Below are 25,082 nucleotides of genomic sequence, written 5' to 3'. Positions count from 1 at the left end.
TTTAGTATAATTTTATACACTATTATATTGACAGAAGCTTAATAATTATATAAAATAATAATGCGCAATGCGCTATCAAAAGGGAGGTATCTTATGATTGAAGTAAAAAATAAAAATCTTACTGGTTTAAAATTTATAGATTTATTCGCTGGATTAGGTGGATTTAGGCTCGCACTGGAATCCTTTGGTGCTGAGTGTGTTTACTCCAACGAATGGGATAAATACGCACAGGAAGTATATCAAATGAATTTTGGAGATATGCCTGAAAGTGATATTACACTTGTTGACGAAAACAGTATCCCTGAGCACGATATTTTATGTGCAGGTTTTCCTTGTCAAGCCTTTTCAATTAGTGGAAAACAAAAAGGTTTTGAAGATAGCAGGGGAACTTTGTTTTTTGATGTGGCTAGAATTGTAAAAACTAAAAATCCAAAAGTGGTTTTCATGGAAAATGTTAAAAATTTTGCATCTCATGACAATGGCAATACACTAAAGGTTGTTAGAAATACTATGATAGATTTAGGATATGACTTCTACTCTGACGTCTTAAATTCTCTTGACTTTGGCATCCCTCAAAAGAGAGAACGTATCTATATGATTTGTTTTAGAAAGGATTTAAACATTAAGAATTTCTCTTTCCCGAAGCCTTTTAAGCTTTCTACATTTGTCGAAGACTTATTATTGCCTGACGAAGACGTATCAAATCTTATAATAAATAGATCAGATCTGGAACTGAGAGATATAGAAATTAAAGAAAATTCAAATAAAACAATAAGAATAGGAACTGTTGGCAAAGGTGGACAAGGTGAAAGAATTTACAGCCCTAAAGGAATTGCGATTACTTTGTCCGCTTATGGTGGTGGTGTCTTCTCTAAAACAGGTGGATACTTAATAAATGGTAAAACAAGGAAATTGCACCCTCGTGAATGTGCTCGTATTATGGGATATCCTGATTCATATTTAATTCATCCATCATCAAGTCAAGCATATAAACAATTTGGCAATTCCGTTGTAATTAATGTTTTACAATATATTGCTAAAAACATGGGGGAGGCTTTAAATCATGAATACAGCTATATTTAAAACCTGGTTGGTTAAAAATGGTAATTCATCCAAAGTCGCTTCAGATACTATCTCTAGATTGAAAAAGTTAGATAGAGCCTTAATTGAATCTCCTATCTCTTCATCAGTAGACTCTGAATTTAACAAAGACGCTTGTAAGCAGCTTTTAAAATGTTTTTCTAAGAACGGGAAAAACCCAATTATGGATTCATTTCAATTATATCCACTTCCTATTGGTGAAAGATATATACACACATACAAACTATCATTGACTAAATATATAGCATTTAAGAAGGAGTACCCTGACGGGTAACCCCTTTTATTTGCTAATTGCCTTTTCAAACTTAATAAGATCCCTTTTTTGCTGTTCAACATCATAATTCATTAATTCTATTGAAAATATTACATTTGCATTTCTAGTGTTAGATAATTTTCTCACTTTATAATTACTGCCATTCTCTTTAATAAGATAGTCGTATTTATCGCCACTGACCTTTGTTCCATCTAAATACCTATCAGAAATAATATCTAACCCGCTAAAGCTAAAATCTATGTCTGCAATACCCATTGCATACTCGAAATCAAATCTATTAGAATTATTTAAGCTGGATGAACCACTCTTCTTTTCTCTATACTTCGCTGTCACATTAAAGTATTTAGGGAATTGATCTATGGGAAATATCAAAAACTCCCCCCTATCTTTAGTTATAAAAAATTCTGCACCTTTTTCTTTATAATAATTAATTATCCAATTATAAAATACTGATTTTGGCATATTAATATCTAATCCAGCTGTTCCTGAATCACAAAATTCATAAAAATTACTATCCATAAAATCAACAATCATTCTGGTATATTCATTTTCATTTGTTTTGTTTTTAGGAGAATACCTGAATACACCGTTTTTTAAATCTGGCAATAATACAAATTGCCCGCATTGAGCACTATGCATTTTCGCTTCTATATAAAAAGCTTTTCTCTCCCCGCGATAAAGTATATCGCTTACAGTTGAATCAGATTCTCCTTGTTGTTCAAATTTAATTCCATATTTTTCATTTAAATATGCTGTACACTCTTCTTCAAAAGTTCTCCAACTCATTGTTATACCTCCTCCAATCTATCTAAAATAGCTTTGCCAATACTTTGAACTACATTTGCTGTCATTGCATTTCCTGCCTGTTGAAGCAAATGACGATTACTTACTTTACCAGACACTTTTTTTATAAAACAATCATCAAAACCTTGAAATTTTAAAGCTTCTTCACCTTTTAGATAGTATATTTTTTTATCTCTAACATAATAGACACCATCCCTATGTGCTCTTAAAGTTGGCATTCTATTATGATATAAACGCAAATCAGACATTCTAGTATCTACTACCACATTATTCATTTCTAGTATTTCTTCCAATTTAAATTTACCAATATTTTTTTCGTTATTCAGATATCTTGATGAAAACCACTTATAATCCTCTTCCAACATATAATTGTCAGTTGGATTAAAGTATGAATCAATTTGAACCCGCTCTTTTACATCCGGCCAAATAAAGTCTGCTATTCCCAAAGAATTTTCAAATCCTATAATATAAATCCTTTGTCTCATATGTGGAACACCGTAATCAATACTATTCAGCACTTTATGGTAAATTGAATATCCTGATTTAGATAAAGTACCAATTATATCATTAAATGTTTTACCTTTATCGTGTGTCAGCAGTCCTTTTACATTCTCAAAAATAAAAATCTTTGGTTTCTTCTTTTCCAGAATGTCAATAAGGTAATAAATTATCTGACCTCTCGGATCTTTCGTACCTTCTTGCCTACCAATTACAGAGAATGTTTGACACGGAAATCCAGCAATCATAACATCAAAGTCTGGAATGTTGTTACAATCTATTCTTTTTAAATTACCATAATTAATATCCGTTTTATCATCAAATAATAAATCATATGTTCTGTTTGCAAGTCTACTTGTGTCAGAAGATCCCACACAAGTTAATCCACATCTTTCTAATCCTAATCTTCCTCCACCAATTCCAGAGCAAAAATCAAAAAAGGTATTTACCTCCATATTAATCACCCACTTCAAAAACTATTATCTTTTATTATACCAGCCATGAAAAATCTATTCCAGAGCTATTTTTCATAAAAAAATAATCGGTGCAGTCCTAAGACCACACCGACCATAAATTTATCTCTCAGCTTCTTTGCTTGCTTCTTTCTTTTCTTTTGGTTTTTCTTTATCTTCAGCCTGACGCCTCTTAATTGCACCAATAACCGATTCCTTTTTCTTTTCAGTTTTATCCCTACCAAGATAATCATTCATATTGTTTTTTAAATGCTCCAATTCATCATATTGCACTGCTAATGAATTATGATTCTTCGTAATCTCTTCTTGTTTAGCTTGTAATTCTTTAGAATGCTCATTTAATTTCCTGAAAAGATTTTTACTTGATTTTGTCTTTAACTCTCCTACTACAGTATGTCTCAAGTGTGGAAATTGCTTAAGAAAAACATCTATTTCCTCATAAGACTTCTGATAGGCTTCTACATCTTTTCTGTTCATCATCATATAAATTTTATCATTTGGATTTTTACGATAGCCTTCATAGTGTTCTCGCTTGCTGATGCAGATTTGAATATGCTTTACAACTTCCTTTATCCTCTTTTGTTCCCATGAAAGTTTGTCAAATTCCTGTCTTAGTTCATTCTTTTCATTGGCTATTCGACTAATACCACGCTCCAATTCTTCCATTGAGTTAAAACCTTTATCCCTGATTTCAACAAGCGTAGAAGCCGCTGTTTTAAGATTGTGTTTCGTTGCCCAATGTTCATATCCTTTGCTCGACTTTGCTTTTTCGTTCTTCTTAATATCAATGATATTGCCAATTTCTTTTTCTTTATTTAGGATTCTGTCCTTAATCCGTTCTTCAGTATAATTAACTCCAATTGTCTTTGCCCTAGTAAATCTTTGCTGATTTTTACTTCTGAAAGCTATGTGTTTTCCTTGTTTAATTTCATAACCACAGCTTTCCATTTTTGATAAAAAATCCTGCCAATTGATTGACTGCTTTATAGTTCTATCAATATCAAATTGAAGCCTTGATTTATAGCTACTTCCTTTTTATCTTCATTCCAGTCGTACCAATTCACATATTTTCTTCGCCTAATCTCGTTGATTTCTTTTTGCGTTTCTTGGTCGATCACAGATAAGTTATGTTCCCTGCAAAGCCTATCGCTTTGATTTCTGATGTTCATATAGGAACCGTAATAGGAATGATATACCTTGCCCTCATCCACATCTATGGAATTGAAAATGATATGATTATGAATATGATCTTTATCAATATGAGTAGCTAAAACATACTCATATCTCCCCTCTAAAATCTTATCGCAAAGTTCAATTCCCACTTGATGGGCTTCTTCAAAACTAACTTCTTTAGGAACAAAGGATTGAATTAGATGATGAACCAAAGTCTTTGTTTTTGAGTTAAACTGCTTCTTTGTAAGTTCAAATTCTTTATGAGCATTTTCTCTGCTGCATAGGTGCGTTGTAACATAGATTTCATCATCTGTCTTGTCTCCGTTACAGATATAGTCTATCGCCTTTTTAAGAGTAGTTTTAATCGGATGTATTTTAGTAACAGCCATCAGCCGATCACCTCATTGATGATATAATCCGAAACTTTTTCTCTAAATTCTGATAGAAAAAGTAGTTCCCCTTGTAAAGCTTTCTTGATACCTTCAATATCATCTTTGTAAATAACTCCTGTGCTATTTACTGCCTTTGCAATCTGATTCAGATTCGCTGAGTTACGACTGACAAGAGAAGATAATTCCCTTAATTCTTTTCTAAATTCCCCGGATATATCAATGCTGATAATTCTATTTTTAAAAATACTGTCTCTGTAAAATTCTCGTTTATTCTTAAAATTTGTTAATGCAAATCTTCGGTTAAGTTCCTTAATATCTTCTTCATTCACCATAAAATGAATGGTACAATTATTTTTTCTATTAACACTCTTTGACATTTTTTACATCTCCTTTCTTCTTTGGGGTCTTAGGGTTCTCCCTAGGGTCTGTCCCAGCCAATTATCTCCAACGAAAATTTATTTGAGTTGCTGAGATAATTAGGCGAGGGTAAAATTGATTAAGCTGAATTTGCAGCTTACAAGTCTACTTTTTGGACTGTGGTCAAAAAGTATATGCTTGCTATCTACCTATAATTCATGATTTTTATAAATTCATCTTTAACTTGCACAGAAAAAATAGATGTAAATTCTTCATTTACCGTTTGCACCGTTCATACCGTACGACATTCTCTTATATACGAAACATCAAACGGTACGAACGGTTTGAACGGCATTTTAATAAATCACATCCTCTGAATTATATTTAACTTGATAGTTATTGTTGTTTTTGCCTCGCTTCATTGTAATGCTGATTCCATTTTTTCTGAGAACTTCTTTATTACGATTTAAGGTCTTGCCGAATTGCTGCGGATTTTCTATCTCTAATTTTATCTTTGAGCAAATATCAACTATTGTTCCATCTATTTCTTTTAATTTAGGCATAAGTTGAACTAATCTTTGAATGGACGGTTCCAGCATTTCAATCGGATCCACTTTATCAAACTCCAATATTTTTTTCGATGGATGAATTTTACTTGATATACCCTTGATTCAAAAAGCCTACTGGTTACATCTAAGCTAAACTCTGTATCAAATTCCGATGATTTATTTATAGCTATTATAGTGTCTACTGAACCCGATAATGCTTGAGAACCTATCACTTTTTCACTCACACTTTTGATAGATGAATCCTTTTTTGTGTGATACATCATAATAAAAGTGCAACCATATTTTTCTATAAGCTCATAATACTTTGCCATAACATCATAGGTATCATTGTAATCATTGGCATTATATTTTCTGTCATATTTTATCTTAGAAAAGGTATCAACTACGAACACCTCATAACCCAATTCAACATCAGATTTTATAATTTTTTCAAACTCATCAAAGTCTACATAACTTGTGCCTTCATAAAATTTCATAGTGTTTGAACAAGGTATATCTAATCTCTTAATTCTTTCTTGAATAAGTTTTCCGGATAGTTCGTTACAATAGTAAACAACATTTGTTTTACGCACCTTGTTTTCAAGAAAATCAATTCCTTCATTGATACATATCCCAAGATTCAGTCCTAATGCCGTCTTACCTTTTTTAGGTGAGGCTACAATCAATGTAATGCTTTTTCTTGCAATAATGTTATCAACAATATACTTATCAGAGGCATCAAACTCAGTGTTTATTGTATATGCTTTCAACGAACTGCCTCCCTTGTTTTTCTGTGATAGTTATAATCCCAATAATTCGTTCCGCCAACTTCCTGTGCCTTTTGAATACTTTGATTTAAGTATTTAATATACGCAGCCACAGTTCTTCTCTTACTCATATCACCCATTCGGTTCAATGCTGATTTCAGGAAGATCTCAAGCATTAAATCTGCATTTCCATGTGTAAAGCTGTTTAAGATAAGAAGTAATTGAAAATCGTCTTTACTTGCATCACCTGTAGAATATTCACCTCTAAAAAGCTCTCTGCCTTTGCGATTAGTCATGTAGATTGCCTTTAAAATGTCCTCTATATCAGGAACATCACTATCTATATTTTTATAATAGGAAATTCGTTCTCTTATCGTTTCTTTAAGAGTATATTTTTCATAATAAAGCTTCAGCTTATACTGTTCATCATGTACTTATGTGCAAGTTCCTATAACATCACCTGTCATAGCAATGCACTTATTTGACTTATACATTTCAAAATGATCAGTTTGATTGTTGATATTCTTATGAATTATTCCCTTAGCAAATAAATGAACTCCATTTCCTGATACAGAAATTTCCTTATATGTTTCTCTAAAATCACTTATGATGTCTTGAACATCCTCAAACCTGTCCTTAACATTATCTAAATCAATGCAGACAAATGGATCATCCTCAGTTAAAACAAATGATAGTCCGTTGCAACCGCTTCTTTCTAGTCCCTCTGAGGCTGTTTCAAAACTTGTCCAGTTTTCTTCTTTGTTCCACTCATTCGATTCACAAGTAATTGGACTGATTGGAATCTTCACCATTTTTATATTTCCGTTTTTATCTTCGTTATGGTAAATCTTGAACCATAACCACTGTTTACGTTCTTTTAATTCCTGCGGAATATTGTTAATATATTTTTCTTTGTTTATCATTTTTTACCTCCATATTTTTGTTGATAATAGAAGTATAACCTGATAAAATATTTTTAAGAGTTGCAATCTTATCAGGTTGATTCTTGGCTCTATCTATTGCCGTAGGTAGAGTCATTTTTATTTCTATTTACCGTTTCAAACATTTCCAGAATATATGCAAGAAGTTCAAGTTTATTTTCATCCATATCGCAGTCCAAATTAACATTTTTAAAATATTCTTCAAGCATCTTCAATTTTGTTCTTAATTCATCAAACACTCTTATATTTCCAAATACTTCAACACCATGATTTAAGCTCATTTTAATCATATAATCCTGTTTGTTTAATCCCGATAATGCTATTTTCTCTTCCAATAAACTTTTTTCTTCCGGAGACATTCTAAAATTCACTATAATATTTCTTTTTCTGTTTTTATCGACTTTCAGTTTTCTACCTTTTGACTGTAGACTTTCTCTTTTAAATATCTTACTCATCTTAATCAATTTAATTCCTTTCTTTCTCTATCGTTTCAATGATTTCCAACTGCTTTGACGGATATAAATGTGCATAGTTTAAGGTTATCGAGATACTTTCATGCCCTAATCTTTCTGCAATTACCACAGGAGAAAAACCCTGCTCTATCAAATAAGCAACATGAGAATGCCTTAAATCATGAACTCTAATCCTTTTTACTCCTGATAATTTACAGCCTCTATCCATTTCATGATGTAAATATGATTTTGTAAAATTAAAGAGTCTTGACTTTGCATTCAGATGATAATGCATTTCAAAGAAATCTGACATTTCATCACATAGAAATTGTGGTAATTGAATTGTTCTATTACTTTTTTCTGTCTTTGGACTTGTAATATAATCTTTTCCTTTTAACCTTTGAAATGATTTAGTAATTGTTAGAGTTTTCTTCTCCAGATTAAAGTCATCTTTTGACAATGCCAACAATTCACCTTCTCTAATGCCGCACCAATAAAGTATCTCAAAGGCATAATATGAGACAGGTTTGCTTTTAAGACTTTCAGCAAATTTTTCATACTCTTCTTTCGTCCAAAACAACATTTCCTGTGCCTTTGATTTTCCCATCTTAGTTGTTTTATGAGCGGGATTGCTTGTTAATCCGTAATATTTATTTGCATGGTTAAGAATTGCATTTAATTGATTCTGAATCGTTCTTAAATAAGTTTGAGAATATGACTTTCCTTCACTATCAGATTTTTTAAGTAATTCATTCTGCCACTGTAAAATATCCGGAGCCGTTATTTCAGCTATAGATTTTTTGGCAAAGTAAGGTATTATTTTCGTTTCTATAATATGCACCTTTGTTAAGTAGGTGTTGTATTTAATTCTCGGTCTTAAATCATTCAAATAGATTTCAATAAATGACTCAAAAAGCATATTCAAATCTCTCGACTTACTTGCCAAAAACTCTCGTTCATACTCCAAAGCCTCTCTCTTTGTAGCGAATCCACGCTTTGTGTGAATCTGTTTCATCCCTTGCCAATCAACATACCTTAAATAGATTTTCCATGTGCCTCTTTCTTTATCCTTGCTGGCTGACACATCATCACCTCCTATACTTCCTTCGTTTGTCCATAACAGTTTTCTTCATAAAATTTTCGATTAACCTTACCTGCAATCACTATCAGGTTAGGATTGTCTTTTATCATTCTCTCATTTAATTCTTTTATCATTTTGTATGCTTTGGGTTTGGAAACTCCCCAATCTTTGCTGACTTCATCAGCATCAACATACATCTTTCTCATATTTTTCCTCCTTTCTCATTTATTTAGACTTACGATATATATTAGTATACTGATTTATATAGCAGATGTCAATAGTTATTTATAATTTTTATCAGAATTTATCTTTATTTTTAGTATACGATTTGATATAATAAGATATAATAAATATAAAAGAATGCAATATGAACAATAAAACTGTATCGGAACGATTAAAATATCTTCGTTCTATAAATAAAAAAACACAAAAGGAGTTTGCAGAATTTTTAGGAATCCCTCAACCGTCCATGTCTGCATACGAAAACGGAAAAAATAATCCTACAATAGATGTGCTTATAGAGATTGCCGATAAATGCAATGTATCTTTAGATTGGCTTGCCGGAAGAAGTGACTATACTTTCGGTCTTTCAAGCATGAGAGATTTTGTATTATTTATGTATGAACTGGCAATGAAAAAAGAAATCGGATTTGAAATAATTGTGGAAGATAAATTCCCTGATAATGACATTGAAACTGATGAAAATAAATGGAATGTTAAGCTTGTGTTCTATGGTAATGATAAAGAACACGCTTTTAATGCTGACGTATGTAATATCCTAAAAGAATTGTCTGATAATCTGTTTGACTTGGAGTCCTACTCTATTACAAAAGAACAGTTTGATTCTATGAAAAATAAATCCGTAGAGTATTATTCTCTACCACTTACACAGAAAGAATTTGAAGAACTGAGCCGTGATGAGATTTTAAAGAAGAGAATCGAGTATTTGAAAGAAAATAATTTGCTATAAAAAGAAATGCTATGGGAACTCCCTGTAGCATTTTTAAATACAAAAAAATCACCCAAAGAATTATTCTTCAGGTGACGTATTTCTAAAATTTGCAAGCATTTTGCAAGCACAAGGCTCACAAAGTGGCTATTTATAAGGCTTTAGAGCCTGTTTTTAACTATTCCCACTCGATAGTTGCAGGTGGCTTGCTTGAGATGTCATAAACTACGCGGTTTATGCCGTTTACTTCGTTTATGATGCGGCGGCTTACGTTTTCAAGTAGGTCGTAAGGAAGCCTTGAAAAGCTTGCAGTCATGCCGTCGCTCGCATCGACCACGCGCACACAAACAGCATTTTCATAGGTGCGATTATCGCCCATTACGCCAACAGAATTTACATTTAAAAGTACGCAGAATGCCTGCCAAGTTTTGTTATACCAGCCACTACTTTTTAATTCATCGCGCAAGATCACGTCGGCTTTGCGAAGTAGCTCAAGGCTTGGTTTATTCACCTCGCCCATGATGCGGATCGCAAGACCAGGTCCAGGGAAAGGATGGCGGAAGACTAGCTCGCGGCTTAGTCCAAGCTCAAGTCCTAGTTTTCTAACCTCGTCTTTAAAAATTTCTCTTAAAGGCTCTATCAGCTCAAAAGTCATCCAATCAGGCAAGCCCCCAACGTTGTGGTGGCTCTTTATGGTCTTGCTTGAGCCAACGACTGAGCTTTCGATGATGTCAGTATAAAGAGTGCCTTGAGCTAGAAATTTTACATCGCCATGCTTTTTAGCCTCTTGCTCAAAAATTTCTATAAATGTCTCGCCTATGATCTTGCGTTTTTTCTCAGGATCAACGACGCCAGCCAAGCGACCTAAAAATGTCTCGCTCGCATCTATGCTAACTAGCTCAACGCCAAGCTTTGTTCTAAATGTAGCTTCAACTTGTTCTTTTTCGTTTGTTCTAAGAAGTCCGTTATCGACAAAAACAAGGATCAAATTTTCAGGCACAGCGGCTGCTAAAAGTGCTGCAGTCACAGAGCTATCCACGCCACCACTAACCGCGCAAAGCACCTTGTGAGTACCAACTGTTTTTCTTATCTCTTCTATCTTATTTTTAGCGAAGCTTCCCATATTCCAAGTGCTCTCGCAGCCGCAGATATATTTAGCAAAATTCTTTAAAATTTGCGTGCCATACTCGCTGTGTTGTACCTCTGCGTGAAACTGGATCGCATAAAATTTACGTTTATCATCACCAAAAGCACAATAAGGCGAATTTTCGCTGACTGCAATCGACTCAAAGCCCTTTGGTAGGTCTTTTACATAGTCGCTATGGCTCATCCATACGATTTGTTTTGAAGGTGTATCTTTAAAAAGATCGTGCTCTTTTACGACGCTAAGTTCAGCCTTGCCGTACTCTTTGTGATCAGCTGCTAAAACCTCAGCACCATGCGTGTGAGCAAGCAGCTGCATACCGTAGCAAACGCCAAGTATAGGGATATTTAGCTCAAAAACGCCATTATCACAAAAGTAAGCATCTTTAGCATAAACGCTAGCTGGACCACCACTTAAAATGATACCTTTTGGATCTTTCGCCTTTATATCGCTTAGTTTTGCGTTAAATGGCAAAATTTCAGTATAAACTCCCTCTTCTCTTAGCCTTCTAGCTATTAGCTGAGTATACTGCGAACCAAAGTCCAAAACTATAATCGTATTGTTCATTTATAACCTTTTAAAAGTAGATATGAAAAATTTCAAACTGCACATACCAAACAATGAGTGATACGATGTATCCCAAAACTACCATCCATGCATATTTCATATGCGCACCAAAGGTATAAATTCCTTTTAATTTACCCATTACTCCAACGCCAGCTGCTGAGCCAAAACTAATCATCGAACCGCCGATACCAGCTGTAAGTGTCACAAGTAGCCACTGACTCATAGACTCGCCTACATCAGCTCCCATGGCTGGATTTGCTTTTAGCACAGCTGACATAACAGGGACGTTATCAACGACTGCTGAGAGGAAGCCAACACCGATATTTACAGGTGTTGAGCCAAATTTATCATAAAGTGACACAGCGTAATTTAAAAATCCAGCAAAGTGAAGAGCGCCAACTGCAGCTAAAATTCCAAAGAAGAAAAATAGCGTGTTGTTCTCGATCTTTGACATATAGTGAAAGACATTCATAGGCTCTTCGTCTTTGTGAGCTTTTTTGAAATAATATGTATAAAGGCTAAGTAGTGAGAAGCCAAACATCATGCCCCACATCGCTGGCAAGTGAAATAGCTGGTGCATCATAACTGCACAAAAGATAGTAAATGCACCTATGAAGATAACCGCTTTACCACCCTTTTTCATAACCACTTTTGGCTCATTTGCCACATCAAAATGAGGTGCAGTATTTGGCACGATGCGTGAAAGTAAAAACGCTGTCACAAACCAGCCGATAAATGAAGCTGGGAAAAGTGCAAAAAAGTCTAAAAATGGTGACTTGCCAGCTGCCCAAACCATAAGTGTAGTGATGTCGCCAAATGGACTCCACGCTCCGCCTGCGTTTGCTGCTACGACGATATTTATCGCACCTGCGACTAGGAAATTTGTATTATTTCTATCTATCGTTAAAAGAACGGTTGATAGGATAAGCGCTGTTGTTAGGTTATCAGCCACTGGGCTAATGAAAAACGCTAAAATTCCAGTTAGCCAAAATAGCTTTCTGTAAGTGTAGCCTTTTGAAACTAGGTTGTATTTAAGTGCGTTAAACACATCTCTTTCAACAAGTGCCTCGATAAATGTCATCGCTACCATCAAGAAAAAAACGATCTGAGCTATCTCTAAGATCAGGTGATTTACCTCGTGCTCTAGCAAATGCACATCCATGCCATTTATAAGCATATAAACGCCGATTAGCAAAAACATAAAAGTGCCGATAAAGATGGCAGGTTTTGCCTTGTCGATGTGAAAATTTTCTTCTGCTGCTATGAAAAAGTATCCAACAACAAAAATGATAAGCGATAAAATTCCCGCCCATGTAGTAGTTAAGTCAATAGCCGCAGCTTCTCCATCAGCACCAAAGGCTAAAGCAAAAAACAAGCCTAGAAGTCCAAATAACCTCATATACTCTCCTTGTAAGATAAAAATTTGCGTATTTTACTTAAATGAGCCTAAAATTTAGGTTAGTTAAATTTATTAAGCTTGCATTACATTTTTATCTTACGCCAAATTTAAGATCAAATTTTATTGATCTTGTCAGTTTTTTTCTCTTTTACAGGTGCATCGCCATAAAATGGATCGTCCTTGTAGCCGCAACCACTAAGTGCAAAAAGAGCGAAAATTAAAATAAAAGATGATAAGATTGCCTTATGAAAGACGCCAAATTTATGATAGATGCTATCCACGAAAATCCTTTGTATAAAGAAAAATTAAGCATGGCAGACGAGTGCCGAGAGCTTCTGCGCCTCATGGGTAAAGCAAAGCGATTTTACATAGCTTTTTGCTACGTTAGAGAAGGTATATTAACCTTCGTTCTCACTCATCCCTCAGGGCTTTTGGAGCTTAGACGTGATAGTAGTATAAATGATATAAAAGAGTTATTAAAAACATTTTGCAAGGTCAAAAAAGATAGCATTTTTGCAAGCGTCATCAAGTCAAAACCTCTTAGTGAGATCAACTACATAAAAAATAAAAAAGAAGAAAATATAAGATTTATCGTGAGCAAATATCTAAAATTTTTCACGCCGCAACCTACGCAAAGGTCAAATTTTATCACGCCAGCAAGCAAGGGTGAGTTTAAAAATTTAGCCACAAATGAGCAAATTTATAAGAAATTTGAAGAGCTAAGAGAAATTTTGCTAAAGAAAAACGAGCAGGCAAGATGCTAATAGACGAGATAAGAACGCTTCCAAATGAGCCTGGTGTATATCAATATTTTGACGCACAAAACAGACTTTTATATGTCGGCAAGGCCAAAATTTTAAAAAACAGGGTCAAAAGCTACTTTAAATTTACTCCAAGCCTAGCCCCAGCTGAAAAGCTAAGCCCAAGAATTTCAAAAATGATAAGCGAGGCCGTGCATCTTGAATACATCGTCACACCAAGCGAGGCAGACGCGCTCATACTTGAAAATTCATTCATCAAGCAGCTTAAGCCAAAATACAACATCTTGCTTCGTGACGACAAGACCTACCCTTATATCTTTATAAATTTAAACGATGAATTTCCGAGATTTGAGATCACCAGAAAGGTGGTAAAAGGCTCAAATATACGCTATTTTGGGCCATATTTTAGTGGAGCAGGAGAGCTTCTTGAGGCGCTTTATCTAAATTTCAACCTAGTTCAGAAAAAGTCTTGCATCAAAGGCAAAAAAGCCTGTCTTTTTTACCAGCTAAAACGCTGCTACGCCCCATGTGAGGGTAAAATTTCAAAAGAAAACTACGCCAAAATAGTCGCTGACGCTACAGCCGCTTTGCAAAATCCAAATTTGCTAATCGCTCGCCTTGAAGAGCTCATGCTAAACTACGCCAAAGCCGAAGACTACGAGCAAGCAGCCGCGACTAGAGATAAGATGCAAACGCTTAAAAATATGCAAACAAAGGTTGAAGTTGATCTAGCCAAGCTTGAGGACTTTGAGGCCTACTCAGTCGCTTGCGTGCATGATATGATCTGCGCGGTGAGATTTAGCGTGCAAAGTGGCAAGATAACAGGCGTAAAAACCGATATCACGCAAGCTAAAAACGCTCAAAAAGACGAGATAAACGAGGCTTATAAGCAGGCCATTTTAAAAAGCTTCATCGCTGGTCAGCCAATAATCAGCACCAAAATTTACGTCAATGAAAGCTTTGAAGATAGCGAGCTGGTGGAGGAAATTTTAAACGAGAGATTTGGGCGTAAATTTAGCATCACTTGCCCAAAAATAGGCGATAAGCGTAAAATTTGCGAGATCGCTACAAAAAACGCTGAAGTTAGCATCGAAAAATACCTAAAAACACACGATAACGAGCTACTAAACGAGATAAAAGAGTATTTTAATCTAGCTCACACGCCTTACGTGGTCGAAGCTTACGACAACTCACACCTTTTTGGCGAGGCGAGTGTCGGGGCGATGGTGCGCTATGAGCATGGCGAGTGGGCGAAGCAAAACTACCGCCACATGCATCTTGGCTCCAAAAACGACTACGATCAGATGAGAGAGAGCCTCACTGCTAGAGCACTTAGGTTTGACAAGCTTAGTCCGCCTGATCTTTGGGTCATTGATGGTGGCGAAGCACTTTTAAGCTTAGCCTGCGAAATTTTAGCAAGCAGTGGCGCAAACGTCGATGTGATCGCTATCTCAAAAGAGAAAATAGACGCCAAAGCTCACCGCGCAAAAGGCGAGGCGAAAGATAAAATTTATACAAAAAATGGCAGTTTTAGCCTAAGCACGAGTGATAAAAAGCTGCAGTTTTTCCAAAAAATGCGCGATGAGAGCCATAGATTTGTCATCAGTTTTCACAGAAAAACAAGGCAGAAAAACGATATGCAAAGATCAGTGCTAAGACAAGCTGGCGTATCTGAGGGCAGTATCGCAAAATTAATCAGCTTTTACGGAAGTTTTGATAAAATCAGCGAAGCAAATTTAGACGAAGTGGCAAAAATAATAAACAAAAGCGTAGCGGCAAAGCTTTTAACGCTCAAAGAAGGAAATTTGAAGTGATAATATACGACAAAAACGGTCAAATTTTAGCGATGGGGGATATCTCTCTTGGTCTGCTTGAATTTAAAGATATAAGGGAGTTTTTAAGCGAGCATAAAGACATTGACGAGCTAGTTTTAGACTACAAAGAGTCTGGAGTTTTTATAGATTATCTAGCTAAAAGACCAAATTTAAGAGTAAATTTAAAGACTAAAAACGGCAAAATTTTAAATGCGACGCTTAAATTTTCAAAGATCAGCTCAGTAAAAAACGAAGAGTATTTCGAGCTTCTAATCCTAGATCAAACAGAAATTTACAGCCAAAACCAACAAGCTGCGATGAAAGCAAAGACAAAGCTTCGCTTGCCAAATTTAAAGGTAGATGAAAAAGAGCTTTTAGACAAAGAAGAAGAGGTTTTAAACGAGAGCTGGTTTAGCGAGACGGCTAGCTTTTTAAATTTAAGCAAAAGCGAGTTTGCGACCTACCTTGGTATATTTTTAAGCAAGGCAAAAGACAAGATGATCTTTATCCAAAGTGCGGTGCAAGCAAGAGATACTAAATTTTTAGAAGAGAGCATAAAGATATTAAAAGAGCCGGCTCTAAATTTAAAGATCACTCCGCTTGTGGCAAATTTCGATGCGCTACTTACCAGACCAAACAAAATGAAAAAGATCGCTCATATCAATGAAAGACTAGGCGAAATAAGCACGCTTTGCAATAAATTTTCAAAAAGGCTTGGCCATGAGGGTTAGTAAATTTTTGGTTCTTTTGCCGATATTTTTGGCTGCTATCACTTGCTTTTATAATGGCGTGCTCTACTTTGATAAATTTAAGATCTCTTATGGCATAAATAGCGAGGTAAAAAGAGAAAGTTTAATAAGAAAAGTCACAGATGCTATCGTTTCAGAAAGAATTGCTTACGAAAGATATGAAAAAACTAGGTCGCCACAAGATGAGATGGCTTTAAGAGAGGCAAATGCTGCTAAAAATTTGGTAGTAAAAAATTTATTAAATAGCCTTTCTAACACACCAGATGACATAAGAATGAGAGATAGGCTAAATGAGGTTTTAAAAAACGCAAATGCAAGCTGGGAGAGCTCTAATCTCTCGTTTCTTAGCTTTGTTGAGTTAGCAAATTCTGCTGTTGAAAGTGGGCAAATTTTATTTAGAGATGTTGCTTTAGACATTGATATCAAGCGTCATATACTCTCTTTACTTAGAACCTATGAGCTGCTTCAAAATGTAAATACCACAAAAGAGCATATCTTGGCTGTGCTTATGGGCAAAGAAAAAATTACCGAAAGTTCGCTAAAACAATCTCTAGATAGCCTTAAATACAACGATATAAATGCAAATTTACTCCCAAATGGCGACATAAAAGACAACATAATAAGAGATATAGATAGGCTTGAAAACATAGAGACCACGCAGGGCTATGACGAGATCCGCCTTAAGCTAAGGCTAAACAATGAGCTAACACGTGATGAAATTTTGCAGATATATACCTTTGAAGGCAATAGAGCCAAGCTCTTTAGCAAGATAGCAAATGTCTTAAGTGACGAGCTAAAGAGACTAAATGATAACTTTAGAGTAAAGGTGCTTAGTCTAATATTTTTGATGTTTTTTCTATCGCTTTGGCTCTTTTACGCTGGCTATAAAACATACATCTGGCTAAAAGCTCTAGAAATTTTAAACAAAAAAATGAAGCTTGTAAGAGATGAGGTTTTAAAAAGAGGGGATAGAAATCCACAAAATTTAATAGAAAGCTTCATAACCCTATATAAAGAGCTACTTCAAAAGTATGAGCAAGAAAGAAGCTTTACAGCGATAAAAGATAGGCTACTAGTTAGGCTAAATAAGAAATTTTACCTCTCAAAAGAGCAAATTTTAAGCTCGGTCGCTACCCTAAAAAAAGATGAAAACGTGGTAAAAAATGAGCTTCTTTTTGAAAATTTAGAAAAAAATAGCCAAATAATCGCGCTAAATTATAGCAATATAAAAGGCTTGCTTGATAGCAAAAATGGCGAAGTTGGACTAAATTTAAAGCCATTTAACCCACAAATTTTGTTTTCAAACATCCTTGAAGCGCAGATGCCTTTTACGCAAGAAAAAAAGCTAAATTTCTTAACCTATCTTGATGCAAACATTAGCGACGAGCTAGAGGGCGATAGCGAGAAGATAAGCGTCGTCTTTGGTTCTATCATGCAAGCTGTCGTGACAAAATGCGATAAATTTGCCAACTTGATAGTGGAGATAAAAAATGTCAGCGACGCTCTTAGCCAAAGTGGTCTTTTGCTAATCGAAACAAAGATAAGGACAAATCAAATTTTCATAAATGAAGAGCAGATAAAAGCACTAAACGCAGAAGATGAAAATGAGATAAATGACGAAGAGAGCGAGTTTTATCTAAGACTTGCCGGCTTTTATCTAAAGCTTTTTAACTCAAGCCTTGACATAAGCACGCTTGGCGGAGCTGGCAATGAATTTAAATTTATCCTTAGCCTAAAAAAGGTGCAAAAACTGCAAAATTTCAGCCTAAATCACGAGCTAAGGATCGCGTATCTGCCTGATATAAATGCAAAATATAATGAATTTTTCGCAGCCACTTTAGAAGATATGGGGCTTAGGTTTCAAAATATCATCTCAAACAACCAAGCACTAGCGAAAAACTACGACATCGTCTTTGCAAGGCAGAGTGCTAGTAAAAATATAAATATAAAAAATGTGGTCTTGCTAAAAGATCCACTCACGCCACTTAGCGTTGCGCGGCTTGTCTATATGGAGAAAAATAGGGGCGAGAGCTTGACTGAAGAGAAAGTGCTCTTTCTACTATGCGATAAAAATCCGCTTAGTCTTGAGATGTTTTCGCGCGCTTTTAGCTTCTTAGACTGCGAAGTCATAGGCGTTAGCAGCCATAAAGAGCTTAAGCAAGCACTACTTTTAAATAGATTTAACGCGGTTTTTATCGATGCTTCATTTTTTGAAAATGGCGTGGCAAATTTCGTAAAAGAGATAAGATCGCTTCAAGAAGAGAAGATAAATTTAGTCGCTGTGGTCTCAAACACCTCAAATATCCCTGAAAGAGAGCTGCTACCTGCTTTTGATGAGAAGATCAGAAAGCCTTTTAGTAAAGATGATCTAAATCAAATTTTGCCTAAATTTATCAAAAACTATAAGCCAAGCAAAGAAAATAGATACTTTAGCAAAAATGAAAATATAGTGATTTACAAGAGTACGAAGCTTGAAAATAAGATATTTGCTGGCGCTCTTGGCGAGTTTCAAAACACGCTTGAGATCGCAAATAGCTTTAGCGAGCTTTTGATAAAGATAAAGACAAAACCTTGCTCGCTAGCACTTGTGGATGAAGCAGCGGAGGGCTTTGATATAAAAGAGCTAATAGCCACGATATCTGAGCTTAGATCGGGACTAAAGCTAGATGCTAGAGTGCTACTTTTTAGCAACAACTTGGAGCTTAAAAATCAAAAAGAATATATAAAAATCCTATCTCCAAGCGTTAGCAAGATAGAGCTTACAAACTTCGTAAAATCAGAGCTTAGCGAGATAAATTCGACCCAAAATGAACTAAAGAACAACTTTAAGTTTATAAAATTTAAGAGTTGAGATTTGAAGTGAAAATTTAAAGAATTTAGACTCAAAAAGAGTCTAAATTTTGTTTTTAAAATGTGCTTTGTGGATCAGCTACGCCTTCGCTCCAGCCAAGTTTTGCGCCAGCAAGTAGGTGAAAGTGTAGGTGCATGACCTCTTGACCGCCGTTTTCACCGCAGTTTGTTATGAGACGGTATCCGCTCTTATCAACGCCCATTAAGCTCGCCACTTCTTGGATAAATTTAGTCATCTCACCCATCAAAACTGGGTCCATCTCTTGGAAGTTTTTGTAGTGTTTTTTAGGGATGATGAGGATGTGGATCGGCGCTTTTGGGTTGATGTCGTTAAAAGCTAGAAATTTCTCGCTCTCAAGCACTTTGTTACAAGGAATTTCACCAGCAACGATCTTTTCAAATATGGTCATTTTAGCTCCTTTGAAAGTTTGAGAAATTATATCAAAGTGTGCTTAAATTTCGCGCTTTTTATCTTGATTTTAACTCTTTTTCTATAAAATCGATGCAAAAATTCATAAAGGTAAAAAATTGCAAGATTTCATTCATAAAATCAAAAATGAAATTTCAACTCTTGATGATTTAGAGAAGGTCAGGGTAGAAATTTTTGGCAAAAAGGGCATCTTGGCGCAAGGTTTTGCAAAGCTAAAAGAGCTTGGCGAGGATGAGAAAAAGGAATTTGCAGCAAATTTAAACAAGCAAAGAGATGAGCTAAGCGCGCTTATAGAAGCTAAAAAGGCCGAGCTTAGCGAGCAAGAGATAGATAACAAAATGAAAAAAGAGGCCGCTGATATCACTCTTTTTAACGAGCCTGTTGCTAGCGGGGCACTGCACCCTGTGATGGCCACGATGGATAAGATAATTGAATATTTTTTAGCTCTAAATTTCTCGCTCGAGACTGGGCCGCTTATAGAAGATGATTTTCACAACTTTGAGGCGCTAAATTTACCAAAATACCACCCAGCAAGGGATATGCAAGATACATTTTACCTGGATGATTTTAGACTTTTAAGGACGCATACGAGCCCAGTTCAGGTGCGAACTATGTTAAATCAAAAGCCACCTATCCGCATGATAGCGCCTGGCACTGTCTTTAGACGTGATATGGACTTAACGCATACACCGATGTTTCACCAGGTTGAGGGCCTTGTGGTGGAGGACGCTGAGAAAGTTAGCTTTGCAAATTTAAAATCAATGCTAGAGGGCTTTTTAAAGCACATGTTTGGCGACGTTGAAGTGCGTTTTCGCCCTAGCTTCTTTCCATTTACGGAGCCTAGCGCTGAGGTTGATATTAGTTGTATATTCTGCCACGGCAAGGGCTGCAGGGTGTGCAAGCAGACTACTTGGCTCGAGGTGCTTGGATGCGGCGTCGTCGATCCAAATGTATTTAAGGCGGTTGGCTATAAAAATGTAAGCGGATATGCCTTTGGCCTTGGAGTTGAGAGATTTGCGATGTTGCTTCATAGGGTGCCTGATCTAAGGTCACTTTTTGAGGGAGATTTAAGATTGTTGGAGCAGTTTAAATGATAATTTCAAAGCATTGGTTAAACGAGTGGATCGACCTTAGCGAGGTTAGCGGCGAGACACTTTCAAAGACATTAAACTCTATCGGCTTAGAAGTTGATAGCTATAAAGAGATAAATTTACCAAAAAGTGTTGTGGTGGGCTACGTAAAAAGTAGAGAAAAACACCCAGACGCCGATAAACTAAGCGTTTGTCAAGTTGATGTTGGTAGCGAAACGCTTCAGATAGTTTGCGGTGCTAAAAACGTCGAGGCTGGTCAGTTTGTTCCAGTTGCGCTCATTGGTACTACGATGCCAAATGGTCTTGAGATCAAAAAGGCAAAACTAAGAGGCATCGAGTCATGCGGTATGATCTGCTCTTCAACTGAGCTAGGACTACCTAAGACAAATGACGGCATCTTGCCACTTGATGAGAGTATCGGCAAGCTAAAACTTGGCACAAGTCTTGGTGAATTTGAAGCGTTTAAAGATGTGATCATCGAGGTCGATGTCACAGCAAATAGGGGCGACTGCCAAAATTTACACGGCATCGCAAGAGAAATTTGCACCGCGCTTGATCTAAATATGAAAGATAGTCACGAAAATGAAGATAGTGAAAATTTACTAGGCATTGGCAGGATCGCATCTGTGCGAACAGAAGATAAGGTAAATGGCTCGTTTTTGTATAAAGCATTTGAGCTAAAAAATGCATTAAGTGAAAATTTATTAACTCGCTTGAGGCTAGCTCTAATTGATTGCCAAAAGACAAATTTAGTAGAAAGACTGCTTGAATACGCGACATTTTGCACGGGCGTTTTATTTAGAGCTTATGATCACACTAAGCTTGTGGGTGAAGGTGAAAAAGCTGTTTTTGACATCAAAAATGGCGAAAATGGCGAGTGCGTGGTTTTTTGTGAGGATAAAAATTTAGGCGTTGCTGGAATTTACCAAAGTGATGAGGCTAGGGTTGATGAGGGTTCAAAGGTGATCTTGGTAGAGGCTAGCTATGTAAAACCAGATGTTGTCTCAAAAGCCATTTTTGAAAATAAAAATTTACCAAAAGGCGATCAGGTTTATCGCTCAAGCCGTGGTAGCGAGCCAAATTTAGCTTACGGGGCGGACTATCTTTTTAAAAGGCTAGCTGGCTTTAAAGATAGCCTAAGCCTTTTTGCAGGCTCACAGCAATCACTTCTAAACACCGAGCCTATCACGCTAAGCATCTCACTTGGCGAGCTTAAAAATATGATCGGACAAGAGGTTGCAAGAAACGATGTCGTTAAAATTTTAAAGAAACTTGGCTTTGAGATCAGCGTAAATGTCGAGCAAGAGAGCTTTAATGTAAAAGTGCCGTTATTTCGCCACGATATCGTAAATTCTCATGATATCTGCGAGGAGATCGTAAGGATAATAGGCATCGACAATATCGCCTCAACGCCGCTAAATTTCGCAGAGAAAAATAGGCTAAATAAGACATATTTTGACTATAAAAATGCTTTAAATTTAAGGCGCCGTGCAGCCGATAATGGCTTTTTTGAAAGCGTGCACTACGTATTTGACAGCCTTGATGAGCTAAGTGAGCTAAATTTCAAACCTTGCAAGATCAAGATATTAAATCCTATAAACAACGAGCTAAACACGCTTAGACCAGCACTTGTTAATCACCTTCTAAGCTCAAGCGAGAAAAACATCAAAAACTCAAAACGCTCAGTTAGACTTTTTGAGCTTGGCGAAGTTTTTGACGAAAATGCAAATCAAGGTATAAATTTAGGCTTTGTCGTATCAGGTCTCTTAAAAGAGCCAACACTGATAAACGGCGCAAAGGGCGAGGAGGCAAATTTCTACGCATTTGCAGCGATGGTGCAAAATGTAATAGGCAAATTTGAGCTAAAACCTTGCCAAGAGATCTCATATCTTAGCCCATACGAACAAGCACACATCTATCAAAATGGCGAAAAGATCGGCTATATCGGCAGAGTTGATGCGAGGGTAGAGGCAAAAAGAGATCTGCCTAAAACTTATATTTGTGAGATTGATTTTGTAAAGCTTAAATTTGAGCCAATCCTTGCAGTGCCATACTCTAAATTTCAAAGCACGACAAGAGATCTTAGTCTCATCGTACCTGAAAATTTCGAGGCTGGACGAATTTATGAGTGCATAAGAGGGCTAAATTTAAAAGAGTTAAAAGAGTTCTTGCCGGTTGATATCTATAAAGATGCAAAACTAAACGGCGCTATTAGCCTTAGCCTTAAATTTACATTCCAAGATATGGAAAAAACGCTCGAAGATGACGATATAAACGCGCTTATGGATAAAATTTTAAGCGAGTTAAAAGAGAAACTAAATATCGGTATAAGATGAGAATTTATCCATTAGAAAAAAGTCTAAATTTAACCATAGACGACATCGCGGCTGATAAGTCTATCTCACATAGATGTGCGATATTTTCGCTTTTAAGTGACAGGCCATCTTGCGTTAGAAACTATCTAAGAGCAGGCGATACGCTAAATACCTTAAAGATCGTTCAGCTCTTAGGTGCAAATGTCGAAGATAACGGAGCTGAGATAATAATTACTCCGCCACAAAAGATAAAAGAGCCAAATGAAATTTTAGAGTGTGGCAACTCAGGCACGGCGATGAGACTTTTTATGGGCTTATTAGCCGCACAGAAGGGTTTTTTCGTGCTAAGTGGCGATAAATATTTAAATTCTCGCCCGATGGCAAGGATAGCAAAACCTCTAAATGAGATGGGGGCAAAGCTAGATGGCGCAAACGACGCAAACAACGCTCCACTTTGTATAAGAGGGACGAAATTTGAAAGATTTAGTTTTGAGAGCAAGATCGCCTCAGCTCAGGTAAAAAGCGCACTTTTGCTGGCAGCTCTTTACTCAAATGGCTGCAAATTTAGCGAGCCAGAGCTAAGCAGAGACCATACTGAGCGTATGCTTGCTGGCATGGGAGCTGATATAAAGCGTGACGGCTTAGATATCACTCTGGAGCCGATGACATCGCCACTTGCGCCACTTGATATAGACGTGCCAAATGACCCAAGCTCGGCATTTTTCTTTGCAGTTGCAGCTCTAATCATCCCAAATTCGCATATCATTTTAAAAAATATTTTACTAAATAAAACTCGCATCGAAGCTTACAGAGTTTTAGAAAAAATGGGCGCTGAGATAAAATTTCATAAAACCTCAAGCAAATATGAAGATATCGGCGACATCGAGGTCAAGTACTCGCCAAATTTAAAAGGCGTAGAGGTTAGCGGAAATATCTCGTGGCTCATCGACGAAGCCCCAGCTTTAGCCATCGCATTTGCCTGCGCTAAGGGTCAAAGCAAGCTAACAAACGCAAAGGAGCTTCGCGTAAAAGAGAGTGACAGGATAGCTGTGACGATAAATGCGCTAAAGCAGTGCGGTATCGATGCTAGCGAGCTTGAAGATGGCTTTATCATAAATGGCTCTGAGGCTAAATTTGCCACTATTGATAGCCACGGAGATCACAGGATCGCCATGAGCTTTGCCATACTTGGGCTAAGATGTGGCATGCAGATAGAAAAGAGCGAATTCATCGCCACTTCATTTCCAAATTTTGCTGAAATTTTAAAGAAAATGGGAGCTAGAGTTGAAGATTGAGCTTGCTAGTAGTTATGGATTTTGCTTTGGTGTAAAAAGGGCGATAAAGATAGCTGAAAATGCTGGAGATGCCGCAACTATCGGTCCGCTCATCCACAACAACGAAGAGATAAACAGGCTTGAGAAAAACTACAATGTAAAGACGCTTGAAGGTATAAGCGAGCTAAAAGACGAGAAAAAGGCGATCATCCGCACTCATGGTATCACTAAAAACGACCTTGCAGAGTTAAAAAAAACTGATATAAAAGTGATCGACGCAACTTGTCCGTTTGTGACAAAGCCACAACAAATTTGTGAAAAAATGAGCGAAGAGGGCTATGATGTAGTGATCTTTGGCGACGTACACCACCCTGAAGTAAAAGGGGTGAAGTCATATGCCAAGGGCAACGTCTACGTCGTGCTTGAAGAGAGCGAGCTAGAGGGCATTAAATTTAAGCAAAAGGTCGCACTTGTTAGTCAAACGACTAGAAAAGTTGAGAAATTTATGCAGATCGCAAACTACCTCATGCTTCATGTAAAAGAGGTGCGTGTTTTTAACACGATTTGCAATGCGACATTTGAAAACCAAGAGGCCGCTAAAAATTTAGCAAAAAGAGCTGATGTGATGATAATAATCGGCGGAAAAAACAGCTCAAATACAAAACAACTCTACCTAATATCTAAAAATTTCTGCGAAGATAGCTATCTTATAGAAAGCGAAGAAGAGCTTGAAAAATCATGGTTTGATGGCAAAAATTTGTGTGGCATAAGTGCTGGTGCTAGCACGCCTGACTGGATCATACAAAAAGTCGTTGATAGAATCAAAAAAGTATAAAATTTATCCTAGCTAAAGCCACAATTAACTATAATAAGCCAAT

The 25,082-nt window shown here is 36.4% G+C and carries 27 protein-coding genes; 11 read left to right on the top strand and 16 right to left on the bottom strand.

Annotation, left to right across the window (positions count from 1 at the left end; translation table 11 throughout):
• Positions 1 to 93: 93 nt before the first annotated feature.
• Positions 94 to 1,083, top strand: a complete 990-nt coding sequence (locus tag CVT08_RS07340) for a DNA cytosine methyltransferase (RefSeq protein WP_107856039.1) — start codon at positions 94 to 96, stop codon at positions 1,081 to 1,083.
• Positions 1,064 to 1,375: a hypothetical protein gene (locus CVT08_RS07335; RefSeq protein ID WP_107856038.1), complete on the top strand. Its 312-nt coding sequence runs from the start codon at positions 1,064 to 1,066 to the stop codon at positions 1,373 to 1,375. The genes CVT08_RS07340 and CVT08_RS07335 overlap by 20 nt, the downstream gene beginning before the upstream one ends.
• A 6-nt stretch (positions 1,376 to 1,381) precedes the next feature.
• Here CVT08_RS07335 and CVT08_RS07330 read toward each other — a convergent pair whose 3' ends face one another.
• From CVT08_RS07330 to CVT08_RS07290, 12 genes are all read right to left on the bottom strand, one after another.
• Complete coding sequence (locus CVT08_RS07330; RefSeq protein ID WP_199906303.1) at positions 1,382 to 2,161, bottom strand: hypothetical protein; 780 nt, start codon at positions 2,159 to 2,161, stop codon at positions 1,382 to 1,384.
• Between the two features lie 2 nt (positions 2,162 to 2,163).
• Positions 2,164 to 3,132 (bottom strand): DNA (cytosine-5-)-methyltransferase, encoded by a 969-nt coding sequence (gene dcm, locus CVT08_RS07325; RefSeq protein ID WP_159070988.1) that lies wholly within the window; start codon positions 3,130 to 3,132, stop codon positions 2,164 to 2,166.
• Positions 3,133 to 3,252: 120 nt separating this feature from the next.
• Complete coding sequence (locus tag CVT08_RS10360) at positions 3,253 to 4,098, bottom strand: hypothetical protein (protein ID WP_199906304.1); 846 nt, start codon at positions 4,096 to 4,098, stop codon at positions 3,253 to 3,255.
• 35 nt (positions 4,099 to 4,133) lie between these two features.
• Positions 4,134 to 4,712 (bottom strand): relaxase/mobilization nuclease domain-containing protein, encoded by a 579-nt coding sequence (locus CVT08_RS10210; RefSeq protein ID WP_199906305.1) that lies wholly within the window; start codon positions 4,710 to 4,712, stop codon positions 4,134 to 4,136.
• The gene (locus tag CVT08_RS07315) at positions 4,712 to 5,092 is read right to left on the bottom strand and encodes a plasmid mobilization relaxosome protein MobC (protein WP_007590795.1); all 381 of its coding nucleotides are present in this window, start codon (positions 5,090 to 5,092) and stop codon (positions 4,712 to 4,714) included. Before CVT08_RS07315 ends, CVT08_RS10210 begins: the two co-directional genes overlap by 1 nt.
• A 336-nt stretch (positions 5,093 to 5,428) precedes the next feature.
• Positions 5,429 to 5,686 (bottom strand): hypothetical protein, encoded by a 258-nt coding sequence (locus tag CVT08_RS10205; protein ID WP_199907302.1) that lies wholly within the window; start codon positions 5,684 to 5,686, stop codon positions 5,429 to 5,431.
• Entirely contained in the window at positions 5,644 to 6,390 is a 747-nt protein-coding gene (locus CVT08_RS07310) for an AAA family ATPase (protein ID WP_199906307.1), read from the bottom strand. The genes CVT08_RS10205 and CVT08_RS07310 overlap by 43 nt, the downstream gene beginning before the upstream one ends.
• Complete coding sequence (locus tag CVT08_RS10200) at positions 6,387 to 6,683, bottom strand: hypothetical protein (RefSeq protein ID WP_199906308.1); 297 nt, start codon at positions 6,681 to 6,683, stop codon at positions 6,387 to 6,389. Before CVT08_RS10200 ends, CVT08_RS07310 begins: the two co-directional genes overlap by 4 nt.
• Positions 6,684 to 6,821: 138 nt before the next feature.
• Positions 6,822 to 7,310, bottom strand: a complete 489-nt coding sequence (locus tag CVT08_RS10195; RefSeq protein ID WP_199906309.1) for a hypothetical protein — start codon at positions 7,308 to 7,310, stop codon at positions 6,822 to 6,824.
• A gap of 89 nt (positions 7,311 to 7,399) precedes the next feature.
• Positions 7,400 to 7,783: a plasmid mobilization protein gene (locus CVT08_RS07300; RefSeq protein ID WP_107856078.1), complete on the bottom strand. Its 384-nt coding sequence runs from the start codon at positions 7,781 to 7,783 to the stop codon at positions 7,400 to 7,402.
• A 10-nt stretch (positions 7,784 to 7,793) separates the two neighbouring features.
• Positions 7,794 to 8,864 (bottom strand): site-specific integrase, encoded by a 1,071-nt coding sequence (locus CVT08_RS07295; protein WP_107856036.1) that lies wholly within the window; start codon positions 8,862 to 8,864, stop codon positions 7,794 to 7,796.
• 11 nt (positions 8,865 to 8,875) lie between these two features.
• Positions 8,876 to 9,067, bottom strand: coding sequence for a hypothetical protein (locus tag CVT08_RS07290; RefSeq protein ID WP_107856035.1), 192 nt, complete (start codon positions 9,065 to 9,067; stop codon positions 8,876 to 8,878).
• Between the two features lie 161 nt (positions 9,068 to 9,228).
• On the opposite strand from CVT08_RS07290, the gene CVT08_RS07285 reads away from it, so the two are divergent.
• Entirely contained in the window at positions 9,229 to 9,831 is a 603-nt protein-coding gene (locus CVT08_RS07285; RefSeq protein ID WP_107856034.1) for a helix-turn-helix domain-containing protein, read from the top strand.
• Between the two features lie 157 nt (positions 9,832 to 9,988).
• On the opposite strand, the gene guaA is transcribed toward CVT08_RS07285, so the two are convergent.
• From guaA to CVT08_RS07270, 3 genes are all read right to left on the bottom strand, one after another.
• Entirely contained in the window at positions 9,989 to 11,521 is a 1,533-nt protein-coding gene (gene guaA / locus CVT08_RS07280) for a glutamine-hydrolyzing GMP synthase (RefSeq protein ID WP_107856033.1), read from the bottom strand.
• Positions 11,522 to 11,531: 10 nt separating this feature from the next.
• Positions 11,532 to 12,920, bottom strand: a complete 1,389-nt coding sequence (gene nhaD / locus CVT08_RS07275; protein WP_107856032.1) for a sodium:proton antiporter NhaD — start codon at positions 12,918 to 12,920, stop codon at positions 11,532 to 11,534.
• A gap of 113 nt (positions 12,921 to 13,033) precedes the next feature.
• Positions 13,034 to 13,201 (bottom strand): LptM family lipoprotein, encoded by a 168-nt coding sequence (locus CVT08_RS07270; RefSeq protein ID WP_012001408.1) that lies wholly within the window; start codon positions 13,199 to 13,201, stop codon positions 13,034 to 13,036.
• Positions 13,202 to 13,231: 30 nt separating this feature from the next.
• Between CVT08_RS07270 and CVT08_RS07265 the strand changes: the two genes are divergently transcribed.
• From CVT08_RS07265 to CVT08_RS07250, 4 genes are read left to right on the top strand one after another with little or no spacing between them, the layout of a single operon-like run.
• On the top strand, positions 13,232 to 13,684 hold the full coding sequence (locus CVT08_RS07265; RefSeq protein WP_103635377.1) for a hypothetical protein: 453 nt from the start codon (positions 13,232 to 13,234) through the stop codon (positions 13,682 to 13,684).
• On the top strand, positions 13,678 to 15,495 hold the full coding sequence (gene uvrC / locus CVT08_RS07260; protein WP_107856031.1) for an excinuclease ABC subunit UvrC: 1,818 nt from the start codon (positions 13,678 to 13,680) through the stop codon (positions 15,493 to 15,495). Before CVT08_RS07265 ends, uvrC begins: the two co-directional genes overlap by 7 nt.
• The gene (locus tag CVT08_RS07255) at positions 15,492 to 16,226 is read left to right on the top strand and encodes a hypothetical protein (protein WP_021089652.1); all 735 of its coding nucleotides are present in this window, start codon (positions 15,492 to 15,494) and stop codon (positions 16,224 to 16,226) included. The genes uvrC and CVT08_RS07255 overlap by 4 nt, the downstream gene beginning before the upstream one ends.
• Entirely contained in the window at positions 16,216 to 19,095 is a 2,880-nt protein-coding gene (locus CVT08_RS07250) for a histidine kinase (RefSeq protein ID WP_107856030.1), read from the top strand. The genes CVT08_RS07255 and CVT08_RS07250 overlap by 11 nt, the downstream gene beginning before the upstream one ends.
• A 55-nt stretch (positions 19,096 to 19,150) precedes the next feature.
• Here the strand turns inward: CVT08_RS07250 and CVT08_RS07245 are convergent, their stop codons facing one another.
• Positions 19,151 to 19,504: a histidine triad nucleotide-binding protein gene (locus CVT08_RS07245; protein WP_004317216.1), complete on the bottom strand. Its 354-nt coding sequence runs from the start codon at positions 19,502 to 19,504 to the stop codon at positions 19,151 to 19,153.
• A 118-nt stretch (positions 19,505 to 19,622) separates the two neighbouring features.
• Here CVT08_RS07245 and pheS point away from each other — a divergent pair, with 118 nt between their 5' ends.
• Genes pheS through CVT08_RS07225 form a run of 4 tightly spaced genes read left to right on the top strand, consistent with a single transcriptional unit; the run spans position 19,623 to position 25,039 of the window.
• Entirely contained in the window at positions 19,623 to 20,618 is a 996-nt protein-coding gene (gene pheS, locus CVT08_RS07240) for a phenylalanine--tRNA ligase subunit alpha (RefSeq protein ID WP_103652136.1), read from the top strand.
• Complete coding sequence (gene pheT, locus CVT08_RS07235) at positions 20,615 to 22,951, top strand: phenylalanine--tRNA ligase subunit beta (protein ID WP_107856029.1); 2,337 nt, start codon at positions 20,615 to 20,617, stop codon at positions 22,949 to 22,951. Before pheS ends, pheT begins: the two co-directional genes overlap by 4 nt.
• On the top strand, positions 22,948 to 24,225 hold the full coding sequence (gene aroA, locus CVT08_RS07230; RefSeq protein WP_107856028.1) for a 3-phosphoshikimate 1-carboxyvinyltransferase: 1,278 nt from the start codon (positions 22,948 to 22,950) through the stop codon (positions 24,223 to 24,225). The genes pheT and aroA overlap by 4 nt, the downstream gene beginning before the upstream one ends.
• Positions 24,215 to 25,039 carry a 4-hydroxy-3-methylbut-2-enyl diphosphate reductase gene (locus tag CVT08_RS07225; RefSeq protein ID WP_107856027.1) on the top strand — a complete coding sequence of 275 codons (825 nt, stop codon included), beginning with the start codon at positions 24,215 to 24,217 and terminating at the stop codon, positions 25,037 to 25,039. The genes aroA and CVT08_RS07225 overlap by 11 nt, the downstream gene beginning before the upstream one ends.
• Positions 25,040 to 25,082 lie beyond the last annotated feature (43 nt).

Source organism: Campylobacter concisus (assembly GCF_003048835.2).
GTDB lineage: Bacteria > Campylobacterota > Campylobacteria > Campylobacterales > Campylobacteraceae > Campylobacter_A > Campylobacter_A concisus_D.
Note: the sequence above shows the minus strand (reverse complement) of the source record. Positions and strands in the feature narration are given on the sequence as shown.